At 73.1% G+C, this 14769-nt stretch carries 14 protein-coding genes; 6 read left to right on the top strand and 8 right to left on the bottom strand.

The window, feature by feature from the left end; translation table 11 throughout:
• Position 1: 1 nt before the first annotated feature.
• A complete protein-coding gene (locus ACZ7MF_RS16725; protein WP_471477542.1) occupies positions 2–1093 on the bottom strand; it encodes an alpha/beta fold hydrolase in 1092 nt (363 codons plus the stop codon).
• Positions 1094–1181: 88 nt separating this feature from the next.
• Here ACZ7MF_RS16725 and ACZ7MF_RS16720 point away from each other — a divergent pair, with 88 nt between their 5' ends.
• Positions 1182–1394 (top strand): MbtH family protein, encoded by a 213-nt coding sequence (locus ACZ7MF_RS16720; protein ID WP_356857987.1) that lies wholly within the window; start codon positions 1182–1184, stop codon positions 1392–1394.
• A gap of 12 nt (positions 1395–1406) precedes the next feature.
• On the opposite strand, the gene ACZ7MF_RS16715 is transcribed toward ACZ7MF_RS16720, so the two are convergent.
• Positions 1407–4754 carry a family 78 glycoside hydrolase catalytic domain gene (locus tag ACZ7MF_RS16715; protein ID WP_471477541.1) on the bottom strand — a complete coding sequence of 1116 codons (3348 nt, stop codon included), beginning with the start codon at positions 4752–4754 and terminating at the stop codon, positions 1407–1409.
• Positions 4755–4859: 105 nt separating this feature from the next.
• Positions 4860–5366, bottom strand: coding sequence for a MarR family winged helix-turn-helix transcriptional regulator (locus ACZ7MF_RS16710; RefSeq protein WP_471477540.1), 507 nt, complete (start codon positions 5364–5366; stop codon positions 4860–4862).
• A 171-nt stretch (positions 5367–5537) separates the two neighbouring features.
• Between ACZ7MF_RS16710 and ACZ7MF_RS16705 the strand changes: the two genes are divergently transcribed.
• Positions 5538–6761, top strand: coding sequence for an FAD-dependent monooxygenase (locus ACZ7MF_RS16705; protein WP_471477539.1), 1224 nt, complete (start codon positions 5538–5540; stop codon positions 6759–6761).
• Here ACZ7MF_RS16705 and ACZ7MF_RS16700 read toward each other — a convergent pair.
• On the bottom strand, positions 6743–7366 hold the full coding sequence (locus tag ACZ7MF_RS16700; RefSeq protein WP_471477538.1) for a TetR/AcrR family transcriptional regulator: 624 nt from the start codon (positions 7364–7366) through the stop codon (positions 6743–6745). The genes ACZ7MF_RS16705 and ACZ7MF_RS16700 overlap by 19 nt on opposite strands.
• A gap of 149 nt (positions 7367–7515) precedes the next feature.
• On the opposite strand from ACZ7MF_RS16700, the gene ACZ7MF_RS16695 reads away from it, so the two are divergent.
• Positions 7516–8682 (top strand): FAD-dependent oxidoreductase, encoded by a 1167-nt coding sequence (locus tag ACZ7MF_RS16695; protein WP_471477537.1) that lies wholly within the window; start codon positions 7516–7518, stop codon positions 8680–8682.
• 82 nt (positions 8683–8764) lie between these two features.
• Positions 8765–9169, top strand: coding sequence for a hypothetical protein (locus ACZ7MF_RS16690; protein ID WP_471477536.1), 405 nt, complete (start codon positions 8765–8767; stop codon positions 9167–9169).
• On the opposite strand, the gene ACZ7MF_RS16685 is transcribed toward ACZ7MF_RS16690, so the two are convergent.
• A complete protein-coding gene (locus tag ACZ7MF_RS16685) occupies positions 9166–9900 on the bottom strand; it encodes a chitinase (RefSeq protein ID WP_471477535.1) in 735 nt (244 codons plus the stop codon). The genes ACZ7MF_RS16690 and ACZ7MF_RS16685 overlap by 4 nt on opposite strands.
• 107 nt (positions 9901–10007) lie before the next feature.
• Positions 10008–10526: a lytic polysaccharide monooxygenase auxiliary activity family 9 protein gene (locus tag ACZ7MF_RS16680; RefSeq protein WP_361001912.1), complete on the bottom strand. Its 519-nt coding sequence runs from the start codon at positions 10524–10526 to the stop codon at positions 10008–10010.
• Between the two features lie 821 nt (positions 10527–11347).
• Between ACZ7MF_RS16680 and ACZ7MF_RS16675 the strand changes: the two genes are divergently transcribed.
• Positions 11348–12169 carry an inositol monophosphatase family protein gene (locus ACZ7MF_RS16675; protein WP_471478853.1) on the top strand — a complete coding sequence of 274 codons (822 nt, stop codon included), beginning with the start codon at positions 11348–11350 and terminating at the stop codon, positions 12167–12169.
• A gap of 218 nt (positions 12170–12387) precedes the next feature.
• The gene (locus ACZ7MF_RS16670) at positions 12388–13461 is read left to right on the top strand and encodes a ferritin-like domain-containing protein (RefSeq protein WP_471477534.1); all 1074 of its coding nucleotides are present in this window, start codon (positions 12388–12390) and stop codon (positions 13459–13461) included.
• A gap of 51 nt (positions 13462–13512) precedes the next feature.
• Here the strand turns inward: ACZ7MF_RS16670 and ACZ7MF_RS16665 are convergent, their stop codons facing one another.
• Together ACZ7MF_RS16665 and aztA are read right to left on the bottom strand one after the other, a co-directional pair.
• Positions 13513–13905: a VOC family protein gene (locus ACZ7MF_RS16665; RefSeq protein ID WP_471477533.1), complete on the bottom strand. Its 393-nt coding sequence runs from the start codon at positions 13903–13905 to the stop codon at positions 13513–13515.
• 104 nt (positions 13906–14009) lie between these two features.
• A complete protein-coding gene (gene aztA / locus ACZ7MF_RS16660; RefSeq protein ID WP_471477532.1) occupies positions 14010–14768 on the bottom strand; it encodes a zinc ABC transporter ATP-binding protein AztA in 759 nt (252 codons plus the stop codon).
• Between the last annotated feature and the right edge of the window lies 1 nt (position 14769).

Here is a 14769-nt window from a genome sequence, read left to right as displayed (position 1 = left end):
CCTACCCGAGGGCCCAGGCCACGTCCCGGAGCAGCGCGTGCCGCCAGCCCGCGCGGTCGTGGCCGGAGGCCGACCTGGAGACCCGCACGGTCGCACCGGCCTGTTCGGTGAGGGTCTCCACCAGGGCGCAGTGGGGGAGCATCCGCGTCTCGTGCTCCCCCACGTCGAACGCGATCCGCAGCCCGGACAGGTCGGGACGGGCGCGCAGCCGCGCCGCGATCGTGCCGCCGACCGGGCCGCCCAGGGGGTCCGGCAGCTCCGCGGCGCCGGGCGTCCACCACAGCGACGCCGACTGACAGGCGACACGCGACACCAGGTCCGGGAACTCCAGCGCCGCGTACAGCGCGCTCAGACCGCCGAGGCTCTGCCCCGCGACCACCGTCCGGCCGGGGTCGGCCCGCACCCCGCTCCCGGCCACCAGGGGCAGCAACTCGTCCCGCACGGCCTCCCACAACGCGGGACGGCACCCGAACTCGGCGCCGCGGTCCCCGGCCGGGAGGAACACCAGGGTGACCGGAGGCATCTCACCGCTCGCGACGGCCGAGTCGAAGGCGGCCGACGCCGGGTGCAGGTACAGCCAGTCGTCCCCGTCGAGCAGCAGGACCACCGGCCCGCCCCCGCCCACCGGGTGGACCCGCACGGTGCGCCGCCCGCCGAGCCGCTCGCTGGTCCAGCGCAGCCGGGTGCGGGGCAGGGGCAGGACGTCGGTGGCGTCGACCAGCGGCCAGTGCGGCTGGGCCGGGGCGTCCGGGGTCGCTGCGACGGACCGCTCGCCGCCCGCGCCCGCGGGGTTGTACGGGTCGGCGTACGCGTCCTCGCCCACGACGAACCGGTACGTCACCCGCAGCCGCGCCGGCATGCGCACCTCGGCGTACCAGCAGTCCGTGTCGCGCCAGCGCCGCAGGGGCACCGGACCCGACCAGCTCTCGAAGACGACGCTCGCCGCCTGCGCCCCGCGCCGCAGAAACAGGGTCGTCCACCCGTCGCCGTCGGGTATCGACAGGGGCGTTGTCAGGCCGTCCCAGAAGGCGTCGGTGCCGGGCACGGCGGTCAGTCCGAACGCGGCGAAGGTGTCCGCCCCCGCCCACCTCATGAACGTCTCCTTGTGGAGCGGAAATTCGGAAGGCTAAGCTCATCGCGCATTAGGCGAGCCTAACCTAATCCACTGGGAGGTACCGCGTATGAGCACCAACCCCTTCGACGACGCCGACGGCCGCTTCGTCGTCCTGGTGAACGACGAGGGCCAGCACTCGCTCTGGCCGTCCTTCGCGGCGGTGCCGGGCGGGTGGACGACCGTGTTCGAGGAGAACACCCGGGACGCCTGCCTGGCCTACGTCGAGGCCAACTGGACCGACCTGCGCCCGCGTTCCCTGGCAGGGTCCGCGGACGCGTGAGGCCGAGCCGCGTCACACGTCGCCCGTGAACTCCCAACTGCCGTGGCCGGCCCGGAGGATGTCGAAGCCGGGCACCGACCGCACGAACTCCGCCCCGTGGGGGGCGCTCGCGCGCCCGCCCTCGGACACCGGCACGTGGACCTCCGCCCGCGACCCCACGGGCACGCGGACCGTCAGCCGGAGCCTGCCGTCGACGGCGGACCACGCCACGGCCGCCTCCCCGCGCACGGTACGGATCGAGGTGCGCGCCCACTCCACACCCGTACGGGCGTCGGGGCGCACGGTGAAGGTGCGCCACCCCGCGTCACCCGGCCTGAGCCCGGCCACGTTCTCGTACAGCCACTGGGCCACGGTGCCCTGGAAGTAGTGGTCGCGCGAGCGGGAGTCCAGCGGCCACATCTCCCACATGGTGTCGGCACCGTTGTCGTGCCAGTAGCCCCAACTGGGATACGTGCGTCGGGTGGCCACGGCATGGGCGACGTCCGGGCGGCCGTGGGCGCACAGGACCCGCAGCAGCACGCTCGTGCCCAGAGCGCCGGTGTTGAGGTGGTTCCCGCGCCTCTCGATGTCGGCGACCAGGCTTTCCAGGACGGTGGCCCGGGCTCCCGGCGGCACCAGCCCGAACGCCAGCGGTATCGCGTTGGACGTCTGCCGGTAGTCCGGGTCCTTGGCCGTGCGGTAGTGCCCGTCCGGTCCGAGGAACGCCTCGTTGAACGCGTCCCGCAGCCCCTCGGCGGCGGCACGGTAGCGGCCGGGGACATCGTTGTCGCCGGGCAGGCCGGTCAGCGCCTCGCCCAGCTCCGCCGTGTGCAGCAGCGCCCGGTGCAGGTAGGCCGTCGCGGTCAGCCGGGTGTCCTCGGGCGGGTTGCCGCCGTAGCCGGGCGCCAGGTAGTCGCCGAGCGCGGTGACGGCCAGGCCGTCCCGCAGCCGGCCGAGTTCCCAGTCCAGGTAGCGGGTCAGGGTCTCCCAGTGCTCCCGGGCCGCCCGCTCGTCCCCGTACACCCGGTACAACTCGCGCACCACGAAGGGGTACACGGTCGTCCACTCGGGGGAGGGCCCCAGGTCGCCGTAGCCCCAGCCGCCGCTGGGCACGATCACGGGGAGCTGCCCGTCGTCGTTCTGGCTGTCGGCGAGGTCCCCGAGCCACTTGGACAGGAAGCGCTGCATCCCGAAGGCGTACGTCATGACCGGCGTGCCGAGCTGGGCGTCGCCGGTCCAGCCGTTCTTCTCGTACATCGGCGTGTCGGTGGGGATGCCGTGCAGGTTGTTCAGGACGGTGCGCCGCATGGCCCGGTCGAGCCACTCGTAGAACGGCTCCGAGCAGGAGAACGAGCTGACCTCGTCCACCCGGGAGTGCACCAGCCGTCCCAGTACGTCCTCCGGGGCGGGCCGCGCGGGCAGGCCGTGGACCTCGACGTACCGGAAGCCCTTGTACGAGAAGCCCGGCTCCCACACCTCCTCGTCCCGGCCGGCGCACACGTACTCGTCGGTCTGGAATCGGCCCGGCACGTGCCCGGTCTCCGCGTGCACACTGCCGTCGTCCTTGAGCTTCTCGCCGTGGACGAGCCGGACCACCGTGCCCTCGGCGGCCCCGCGCACGGTCAGCCGGGTCCAGCCGGCCATGGTGCGGCCCATGTCCACGACGTACACGCCGTCGCGCAGCTCCTGGACCGCCTTCGGGCGGACCGTGTCGACGATCTCGATCGGGTCGTGCGGCTGCGCCCGGAGCGTGCCGCCCGGCGCCTCGCGCACCCCGGCAGGCCGCCACCCCGAGTCGTCGAACCCGGCCCGTGACCAGCCGTCGGGTGCCCGCCGCGCGTCGTAGGTCTCCCCGGCGTACAGGGAGTTGGACACGGTCGGTCCCTCGGTGATGCGCCACTCGCCGTCCGTGGCGACGGTGGTGCGGGTTCCGTCCGGGTGGTCGATCTCCAACTGCGCGAGCAGTCGCGGCTCGCCGTGCCACGGCGCGCGGTGCCAGTTCCAGACGTTGGGCGTCGTCATGCCGTAGAAGCCGCGCCCGAGGGCGACCCCGATGGCGTTCTCGCCGCGTCGCAGCAGCTCCGTCACGTCGTGGACGGCGTACAGCACCGTCTCGTCGTAGTCGGTGAATCCGGGGTCGAGGACCTGGTCGCCGACGCGCCGACCGTTGATCTCCGCCTCGTAGTAGGCGAGTCCGCTGATGTGCAGGCGTGCGCGCGCGACGCGGCCGTGCAGGGTGAAGGAGCGGCGCAGCAGCGGGGCGGGCGCCTCGGGGCCGGTGACGGTGACGTTGCCGCCCCAGGGCCCCTGGCCGTAGGGGGCCAGTACGGCGGCCGCCTCCCAGCCGCCGTCGTCGAACCCGGGCCGTTCCCAGCCCTCTTGCGCGGTGTCGGTGGTGCGCCAGCCGTCGCCGGTGCGCAGTTCGTGGGTGCGTCCGTCCTCGGTCTCGACGAGGAGGCGGGCGAGGAGTCCGCCGGGGTTCACACTGGCCCCGGGCCGGTTGGTGGCGAGGGCGGCGACGAGGATCCCGCCGTCGGCGGAACGCGCCTGCTCCGTGACGTCCGCCGTGCGGCCGGTGCGCCAGCCGTCGGTCTGCGGCGGCGCGTGGAGCACCTGTTGCCCGCCGACGTAGAGGGTGAAGTCGTCGTCGGCCGTGGCGCTCACCACGGCCCGCTGCACCACGGAGCCCGCGGGCAGGGTGAGCGTGGCGCGGAACCGGCGTTCGCCCTCCGGGGCGTCCGAGGAGGTCGCGCCGGGGGACCAGATCCAGGACGCGCCCGCCAGGGACGGCGGCGCGGGCGGCTCCTCGGCGCCGATCCAGCTCGCCCGCCAGCCGTCGGCCGGCAGTGAGGTCTCCCACCAGCGGCTCTCGCTCCAGCGGGAACGGCGTCCGGCGGCGTCCCAGACCCGGACCTGCCAGTGGTAGCGGGTGCGGGGGAGCAGCGCGGGCCCGCCGTAGGGGATGCCGACGCTGCGGTCGGAGGCGACCTTGCCGGAGTCCCACACCGTGCGGGTGCGCGGGCCCCGGCCACCGGAGTCCCGGGTGACCCGGACGTGGTAGGCGGTCTGCCGGGCGCCGTGCCCGGGAGCGGCCAGCTCCCAGGAGAGCCGCGGGCGTTCGACGTCCGTGCCGAGCAGGTTCCCGGTGTACTCGACGCCGGTCCGCACGACGCGCAGACCGGTCCCGGTCGTCCCCGGCTCCGACGGGCCGCCGGCCGTTCCGCCGCCCGCCGCCGCGATGGCGCCGCCGCCGGTCAGCGCCGTGACGCCCGCGACACCCGCGGTGGTCACGGTGCCCCGGAGGAAGACTCTCCGGTTCCAGCCCTCGGTTCCGTTCCCGGTCGGTCTCTCGGTCGTTTCCTCGTTCGATTCCTCGCTCATGCGTGTCCGCCTTTGCCGCTTGAAACGATTCAACCGCTCGCTTCACGATCCTATGCATCCGCTGCGGACCGCATCAAGGGATGCGACAACGGCCGCGCCGGGCGCTCAGTCCTCCGCGTCGAGCCGGGCGAGCCGTGCCGTCACGTCGTCCGCGAGACGGGTGAGGAGGCGCGTGAGGTCCTCGCGGTCCTGCCTCGGCCAGTCGGCGAGCGCCTCGGCGAACCAGCCGAGCAGGGATGTCACGTACCGGTTGGCGGCCTCCAGCCCGGCCCCGGTCGGTTCGATGAGGCTCGCGCGCCGGTCGTGGGGGTCGGCGACCCGGCGTACCAGACCGCGCTTCTCCAGCGCCTGCACCTGGCGGGTGACATGCGGGCCCACGACCTGCATCCGGTCGGCGATCTCGCCGATCCGCAGCGGCTGGTCGGCCGTACGCAGGGTCACCAGTACACCCATGGCGGGGCGGTCGAGGGCGAGCCCGGCCGCCTCGGCGGCGCGTTCCGTGAGCCGTCCCTTGTTGAAGGCGGCACTGAGCTGGGTGAGCCGGGGCAGCACGGTGAGCAGGTCGTCGTGCGAATCGTCCGGTGCGGACGGTCCGGCGGCTTCGGGGGTCATCAGATCTCCATTTGCATACCTGACTTAGGTATCTATATCGTGGGGAGCGGCCGGTGTCCGGGAGGGCGCCCTATGGCCTCCATAAAGATACCTAAGGTACGTATATGTGCCGCCCTCGCGGCACGTGCCTCCGTCTTCCCGGGGTCCGCCCCGGTGGAAAGGTGAGAAGCCATGATCCACACGTCCCGTCCCGCTCGCCGCGTACTGATCTCCGGAGCAAGTATCGCGGGCCCCGCGCTCGCCCACTGGCTCGACCGGTACGGCTTCGAGGTGACCGTCGTCGAGAAGGCCGCCGTCGTCCGCGGGGGCGGCTACGCCATCGACGTGCGCGGCACGGCCCGCGAGGCCGTGGACCGCATGGGCCTGCTGGCGGAGCTGAGCAAGGCGCACGTGAACAGTCGGCGGATCACCTTCGTGGACGCCGCGGGGGAGGAGGTCGGCTCGCTGCAGCCCGAGCAGCTGACCGGGGGAGCGGCCGGGGTGGACCTCGAAGTCCGGCGCGGCGACCTGGCCGAGGTGCTCTACGCCCCGCTGCGGGAGCGGGTCGAGTTCCTCTTCGAGGACTCGATCGCGACACTCGACGACGCCGGCGACGCCGTGCACGTCGTCTTCGACAGCGGCCTGCGCCGCACCTTCGACCTCGTGGTCGGCGCGGACGGGCTGCACTCGAACACGCGCAGGCTGGTCTTCGGCCCGGAGGAGCCGTTCCACCGCTACCTCGGACGCGTCTTCGCGGGCTTCACGCTGGCGAACGAGTTCGGGCTCGCGCGCGAGGCCGTCATGTGGAACGAGCCGGGACGCAGTGCCGTTCTCTACGCCCACGAGCCCACCGACCCGGTGTTCGGATTCCTCAACTTCACCCGGGACACCCCGCCCTTCGAAGCCTTCCGCGACCCCCGGGCCCAGCGCGACCTGGTGGCGGCGCGCTTCCCCGAGCGGGCCTGGCACCTGCCCCGCCTGGTCGAGGCCATGCGGGAGGCCGACGACCTCTTCTTCGACGTCGTCAGCCAGATCCACATGCCCACCTGGTCGCACGGGCGTGTCGTCCTGGCGGGCGACGCCGCGCACGCCACGTCGTTCATCTCCGGCCAGGGGTCGAGCGTCGCGCTCGTGGGCGCGTACGTCCTGGCCGGCGAGCTGGCCACGCACGCGGACCACGCCGACGCCTTCGCGGCCTACGAGCGCCGGTTCCGTCCCTTCGCGGAGCGCAACCAGGCGCTGGCCACCAGCGGCGGCTCGGCGGTGACCCCCGCGACGCGCCAGGAGCTCGAGGCCCGCAACGCCCTGCTGCGCGACCCGGAGGCGGCCGCGAGGGCAATGGTGACCGCGAGCGCGCAGGAGGGCAGCGCGGCCCACTCGTCCCTGGAGCTGCCCGACTACCCGCGGGCCGCCTGAGCGGACGCGGACCCGTCCGACGGGCCGGCCTGCGCGCTCCAGCCGTGCAGGAGCAGGTCGAACGCCGTCTCGACGGTCGCCCGGGGATCGCGCCGTCCCGTGGTCAGGGCGGGGATCTCCAGGACGAACCGGGCCAGCGCCGCGCACGCCGGGTCGTCCGGCTCCCGGTCGAGTTCCTCCGCGATCGCGGTGCTCAGGGTGTCGGCGTGTCGCATCCACATGCGCTCCCCGTACTCGCGGAGCACGGGCGTGTCGCTGACCAGGGCGGTGAAACGCGCCCGGCGCGGATCGGTCACGATCGGCACCCAGGACTCCAGGGCGTGGGCCCGGAGCGCCTCGACCACGCCCTGTCCGTCGGGCCGTTCCCGCACGGCGGCGGACAGCGCGGCGTCGACGTCCTGCTCGCGGTCGAAGACCAGCGACTCCTTGCTCGGGAAGTGCGCGAAGAGGGTCGTCGTCGAGACGTCGGCCTGCTCGGCGACGTCGCGGACGCTGACCCGGTCGAAACCGTGCTCCAGGAAAAGCTCCAGGGCGGCGTCGGCGATGGCCTGCCTGGTCGCCGCCTTCTTGCGCTCGCGACGGCCTGGGGTCGGAGAGTCGGGCATGGCGCCACTCTAACGCACGACTGGAACGACACAGCAACCGGACTGAGGCAGAAACAGCAGCAACTAAGAAACTGGAACAGTTGCAGTTTCTGTCTCGTTTCTGCTTTGGTGGTTTCCAACGGGGGACCCGCCGACGGAAGGAAGCCACCATGAACTCGCCGACGCCCGACACCGCGCGGATCAGCATCATCGGCGCGGGCCCGGGAGGGCTCACCTGCGCACGCGTGCTGCGGCAGCACGGCATCGCGGTGACCGTGTACGACCGTGATCCGGACGCCGCCTCCCGCGACCAGGGAGGCTCGCTCGACCTGCACGAGGAGGACGGCCAGCTCGCGCTCCGCGAAGCGGGCCTGCTGGAGGAGTTCTTCGCGCTCGCCAGGTGCGAGAGCCAGGAGGAGCGCCGCTTCGACACCGCGGGGCGGCTCCTCGGGCACCGGCTGCCGGACGAGGGCGAGACGGCCCGCCCGGAGATCGACCGCGGCCAGCTCCGGGAGCTCCTGCTGGGATCGCTCGACGCCGGGACGGTGCGGTGGGGACACAGCCTGGAATCGGTGGGCGGGCCGGCCGACGGACCGCGGACGCTGACGTTCGCCGACGGGAACACGGTGGAGACGGACCTCGTGATCGGAGCGGACGGCGCCTTCTCCCGCGTCCGCGCGTCGGTGTCCGGCGCGGTACCGCGCTACACCGGGGTCGGCTTCCTCGAAGCCTGGTTCGACGACATGGAATCCGCGCACCCGGAACTGTCCGAACTGGTCGGCCGGGGCAGCGCCCACGTGGCCGACGGACAGCGGGGCCTCTTCGCACAGCGCAACAGCGGTGGCCACATGCGGGTCTACCTCATGCGGAGGGTCGCCCTGGACTGGATGACGGCGAGCGGGCTGCGTCCGCACGACACCGAGGGCATCCGCGCCCGGCTCCGCACCGAGTACGCGGGCTGGTCACCGCTGTTGCTCCGGATGATCACCGAGAACGACGGCCCGTACGTCGACCGCCCGCTCTTCGCCCTGCCGGTGCCGCACACCTGGCGGCACACGCCGGGCGTGACCCTGCTGGGAGACGCCGCGCACCTCATGCCCCCGCTCGGCGTCGGAGTCAACCTCGCCATGCTCGACGCCGCGGAACTCGCGCTCGCCCTCGCGGCGTCCGCCACCGTCGACGACGCCGTGCGCACCTACGAGAAGACGATGCTCCCGCGCTCGGCCGAGATCGCCGGCATGCTCGAGGGCGGTGCCGGTTTCCTGCTGGAGGAGCCGGACGCCGAAGACCTCGCGCGGCTCGGTGCGCCCGGAGCGGGTGGCGGGCCCGGGGAGTGACGCGGCTCCAGGGAGCGACGCGGGCCCGTGGTGCCGTGCCTGCCCGGGGAGCGAGGCCCGCCCGGCCGGTAGGCTCGCGCCCATGGATGCGCTCCTGCCGTACGTGCTCCTCGCTGGTGGCCTCACCGCGGTCCTCGGCTGCTTCACCCGGCTGGCGTCGCGCGTGCGCCGCCGGGGCCTGGCGGGCGGGGCGATGAGCGCGGCCCTGGCCTCCTACGAGGAGGCGTTCCGTGCCACGGCGTACGCATCCCACGTCGAGATCCGCACTCAGGCGGAACGCAGGTCCCCGCTCCTGTCGCCCGACGACGACTGGCGACGGAGTCCTGCCGCGCCGGACGGGACCGGCGCGGAGGCGGGCCGGACGGCTCGCCGCGGTCCTCGCAGGCCCCGTCGCGGCCCGGGCCGCTGGTTCCGCCGCCGACGCGGCCCCCTCGCGACCGGGCGCTCCGGTGGGCACGAGGGGGCGGGCGGGCCGGACGGGTCCTAACAGCTCAGGTTGCCGCCGGGCTCGACGCCGAGGAGCTGGGTGAAGCGCTCGTAGTTGTCGATCCGGCTCTGGACCTGCCCGGGATTGCCCCCGTCGCACTCCAGGCTGCCGTTGATGGACCGGATGGTCTCCCCGAACCCGGCGCCGTTGACCATGGCGTCGTGCGGGGTCATGGTGCCGGGACCGGTCTGGGTGTTCCAGTACCACAGGCCCGTCTTCCAGGCCACGGCCGAGTCGTTCTGGACCAGGTCGGGGTTGTTGAGCAGATCGATGCCGAGGGCGTCCCCGGCGGCCTTGTAGTTGAAGTTCCAGCTCAGCTGGACGGGCCCGCGCCCGTAGTACTTGTCGTTGCCGGCCGGGCAGCCGTACGGCTGTGACGCGTCGCAGTAGTGCGGGTAGTTGGCGGTGTTCTGCTCCACGACGTGCACCAGACCGCCGGTCTCGTGGCTGACGTTGGCGAGGAAGGCGGCGGCCTCCTGCTTCTTCACCGTGTCGCTGCCGGTGTTCGAGAACCCCGGGTAGGCGCTGAGCGCGGCGGTGAGGCCGCTGTAGGTGTAGAAGGAGTTCCGGCTCGGGAACATCTGGTCGAACTGGGCTTCGCTGACCACGAATTCGGCGGCGGCGGTCCGGGTGTCGGACTTCTCGGCGACGGCCGACGGCGCCATGGTCAGGGTGCACAGGGCGGCGGCCGCACCGGTGGCGGCCAGCAGTGCGAGCTTGCGGTGCTGCACGGTATCGACTCCTGCTCGATGGGGGGAGGGACGCAGGGAGGGGCGGAGAACGGGCGGGGGGTGAGCGACCGGGGACGCGATCGCCCCCGGACGCTCCATCCGGCCCGTCAGCCGCCGACGTTGACGTCGATGCAGGCGTAGAACGCGTTCGACGTGTCGGCGACGTTCCACACGGCCAGGACCTTCTGCTGTCCGGTGAGTCCGCCGAAGTCGACCTGGTGGTTCACGACCGCGCCCGGCTTCGCGCCGCCGTCGTCGAACAGCGCGATCCGCTGACCGCCGACGTAGTACTCCCAGGTGCTGGTGGCATGCTGCGCGGTGAGCCGCCACGAGAACGTCGTGGTCTTCGACACCGGGGTGACCTTCCAGCCCTTGCTGTCGTCGTCCAGCTCCGCGAAGCGGCTGTTGCCGCCACTGCAACTGGTCAGGCCCTTGGGGCCCTCGACGCTCTGGGGCTCGTACGTGATGTCGCCGCAGGACACCGTGCCCGCGGCGCACTGGGCCTGGCGGCTGGGCGGGTCGGAGATGTAGCCGTGCGCGCTCGCCGAGGAGGCGGGCAGGCTTACGGCCACGACAGGGGCGAGGACCGCGCCGATCAGGGCAGCGGTCTTCCTACGTGCGTGCATGGGAACTCCTTCACATCCGGCCGTCCCAGGCACGCGCGGCCATGTGTGGGGGGACCGCGCGCACGCCGAGTACGGCCTCTCGTGGGTGGGGCCAGGAGGCGCGAAGGTGACGCGCACTCACCGTCCCCACCGGGGCGTGGGACCCCGGCAGGGCTCAACTCCGCAAACGGAGCGGCGAGTTCTGTTGGACTAGACCATACAAGCGGTCGACGTGACCGTGTCAAGAGTGAGTCGACGGCGGTGTTCGTCGCGCTGGGTGCCGGGCGCTCTCGCGAAGTGGGCTCACTTGGATTCGAGTCGGCCGAGGGAGATGGGTGGTGCCGGCGAGGGCCTTGCGCACCGCAGTCCAGTCGGTGCTGTCGATGCCGAGGGTGTGGCGGAGGTAGGCCAGGGTCACCCGTCGTTGAACCAGAACGACGTGGGCGGGGTTCTCGTCGGCGGCCCCCGTGGCCTCGTAGCCGGAGATCCCGTCGAGGAAGGGATCCGCTCCGAAGAGGGTGTGTGAGGCTCTTCCGGCCGGGGCTCAGGACGTTCTACGCCGCGGGCCTGTCGAGCGGACCATCGTCGAACTCATGCCGTACGCGGTCCACGGCAGGGCCACGCCCGTACTGCTCGACCGGCTGTCCATCGAACGGGAGCGTGTCGAGGGCCGGATCGCCGAACTGGTCGGCACCCGGGACCGACTGGACTGGGTCATCACCGGCGCCACGGGGAGCCTCCGCACGCCGGTCCTGCCACGCCGGGACCTCCTGAAGTGGACCGGCGGTCCCGGCGCCGTCGAACCGGAGGCCCGGAGAGCTTCGGCCGTTACCCTGCACACCGTGATCAACTTGCCTGCGTCCCACGACCGGACCGGTGCGCGTCATGACGACACCGAAGTCGCGATCGCCGCCGCCCGGGCCGGCGCCGAGACCGTGCGAGCCCGCTACGGACAGCGGCTGACCCGATTCGACAAGGGCGGCGGGGACTTCGCCACCGACGCGGACGTGGCGGCCGAGGAGGCGATCCTCGACGTCATCCGTGCCGCGCGGCCCCACGACGCGATATGCGGTGAGGAGGGCGGGCGGCGGGGAGCGGCCGACGCGGCGCGCGAGTGGCTGGTGGATCCCCTGTGCGGCACGCTCAACTACGCCGCGGGCACCATGGCGGTGGCCGTCAACGTGGCCCTGCGCGGCGGCCCGGCGGCGGTGGCCGACCCGTTCGGCGGCGAGGTCCTCTTCACCGACGGTGAGACCGCCCGGGCCCGGCACGACGGCCAGGACACACCGCTGGCGCCCAGCGCGGCCACCCGGCTGGTCGACGTGAACCTGGACCCGCCCTTCCCGGGAGCGCCCGCGTTCCGGGCGGTCGACCTGCTCGCCCACCCCGGCTTCGTGCGGCGCCTGCGGCCGCGGGTCGTGTCCACGACGCTGGCCCTGGCCTGGGTCGCGGCCGGGAAACGCGCCGCCTACGTCACCGACGGCACCGGCCTGACCGAAAGCGTGCACTTCGCCGCCGGCATCGCGCTGTGCCGGGCGGCCGGCTGCGTCGTCACCGGAGTCGACGGCGCGCCCGTCGGCCCCGCGGGCCGCGGTCTCGTGGCGGCAGCCGACGCCGAGACGCACGCGCTGTTGTTGTCGCTGATCCGTGCCGATACGCGCTGACGCGTGAGGACCGCCCTCGGTAGGGCCGACCGGGTAGAGGATGTCGCACTCGGTGCCGCCCGCCCGGGAAACGACCTCGCCGCTGCTAGTTTCGCCAGCCGTCGGACGAATGCGGACGTCCCGGTCGGATGCGGGCGCCGCTCGCGGAGGGAGTACGGGTGACTGGTGTGCACGAGGAAGCGTCGGGGACGGGTGCCCCGTTCGGGCGAAGGACCTTCATGGCGTCGGCCGTCGTGGCGGCCGCCGCGCCCGTCCCGGCCGCCGCTCCCGCCCTCGCGGCCGGGCGGCCGGAGGGTGCCGCGCCGGGCTGCCGGTCCGTGGCGCGCCTCCTCGCGGTCCCCGAGAGCGGGCGCGGTGTCGACTGGCTCAGGGAGGCCCTTCAGGTCGCCGTCGCACTCGAACTGGCCACCATCCCGCCCTACCTGTGCGGATGGTGGTCCGTGGGCGACCGCACGAGCCACGTCGCACGGCTGATCCGGCGCATCATCGGCGACGAGATGTACCACATGGGCGTCGTCTGCAACGTGCTGGTGGCGGTGGGCGGCCGGCCGCGGATCACGGACGCCGCCCTCGCCTACCCCGGCCCGCTGCCCGGCGGCGTGCGGGCGGAGGTGGACGTCTACCTCTCGGGCCTCAACAGGCCCTTCGTGCACGACGTGATGATGGCCATCGAAGCCCCGGAGGTCCCCCTGGCCCGCGGCGTGACCAACTCGCCCGGCATCGGCCACTTCTACGACGACCTGCTGCGCGCCTTCCGGGCCGCGGCACCGCCCCTGTCGGCCGGCGGGCAGTTGTCCCAGCGCATCGGCTCCGACGTCCTGGAACCCGTGGCCGACCTCGACGGCGTCGAGCGGGCGATCGAGATCATCAAGGAACAGGGCGAGGGCACCACCAGTTCCCCCGAGGACGCCTTCGGCGACGACTATCCGGCCCACTACTACGCCTTCGGCGAGATCTACCACGGACGGCAACTGCGCCGGGAGGACGACGGCTGGCGGTTCACCGGCGCCCCCGTGCCCTTCCCCGACGCGCGCCCCATGGCCCGGGTTCCCGCCGGTGGCTGGCCCGGCCCTTCGCAGCGGGTCGGGGACCTCCTCGACCGTTTCGACACCGCCTACGCCAAGGTGCTCGGCACCCTCGAAGCGGCCTGGGCCCACGGCGACGCACGCACCCTGGGCTCGGCCGTCCGGACGATGCGCGGGCTGGAGGGCCCCGCCGTGGAGCTGATGGAAACCGGCATCCCGGGCGGCCGGGGCAACTACGGCCCCCAGTTCCGCCCGCCCCGCGCGTGAGGCCGGCCGGCGCGAGCCGAGTCGACAGGCGCGGCAGGGCGGCCCCACCGGCTACTGGACCTGCATGATCTGGATCAGGTTTCCGCAGGTGTCGTCGAGGACCGCCGTGGTGACCGCGCCCATCTCCATCGGGTCCTGGGTGAAGTGCACCCCGAGCGAGCGCAGCCGGTCGTGCTCCGCCCGTACGTCGTCCACGGCGAAGGAGGCGGCCGGGATGCCGTCCTGGGCCAGCGCCGTCCGGTACGGCTCCACCGCAGGGTGACCGGACGGTTCGAGCAGCAGCTCGGTCCCGTCGGGGGCCTCGGGCGAGACCACGGTCAGCCACCGGTCCTCACCCGCCCCCACCGGCACGTCGTGCTTCTTCAGGAAGCCCAGCGTCTCGGTGTAGAAGCGCAGCGCGTGCGCCTGATCGTCGACGAAGACGCTGGTGAGGTTGATCTTCATGGGGCCATCTCCGGTGCGTGGGTTCCGGGCCGTCGGGTCACGAGGTGCTCGGGCGGGCCGGAACCCTTCTGACTCTCCGGACCCTCCGCGACACCACCTGCCTATCAAGGGCCCGCGTGTCCGGCAACGGCCCAGACCTCGGCCAGGGCCGAGGTGGTGAGTACCCGGTCGGGGCGGCCGTGTCCCGCCAGGGTGCCCGCGCGGAGCAGGAGACAGGCATCGGCGGAGCGCGCCGCCTCCAGGTCGTGGGTGGCGTGGACGACCGTCACGCCGTCGGCCACCAGGTCCGTCAGGAGGGCGGTGATGCGCTCCCTGGCCTCCGGGTCGAGACCGGTGGTCGGTTCGTCCAGGAGCAGCAGGTCGGACTGCTGGGCGAGTCCCTGGGCGACGAGGGCGCGCTGCCGCTGTCCGCCCGACAGCTCCCCGAGCTGACGCGGGGCGAGGTCTGCGATGCCGAGCCGGTCCAGGGCCGAGTCCACGATCAGGCGGTCCCCGCGGTTCAGCCGGCGCCACGGTCCGCGCTCGGCCCACCGCCCCATCTCCACGGTCTGCCGGACGGTCAGCGGCAGGGCGTCCGCGACGGCGCCGCGCTGCGGCACGAAGGCGGGCGGCCGCTCGCCGTCCCGGTCCAGGTCTCCCGATGTCGGGCGGATCACACCGGCCAGCACGCCGAGCAGTGTCGACTTGCCGCTGCCGTTCGGCCCGACCAACGCCGTGACGGCCAACGCCGGTATCTCGCAGGTGAGTTGCCTCAGGACCGGTCGCCCCGGGTAGCCGGCGCAGAGCCTGGTCAGACGGGCTCGTGACGTCCGTCCGGGTTCGGTGGGGGACGGGGGGCGGGATTTGTTGAACATGATTTTCATT

The organism is Streptomyces sp. NPDC111628 (assembly GCF_055635195.1).
This window is presented reverse-complemented; position numbering and strand designations above follow the sequence as displayed.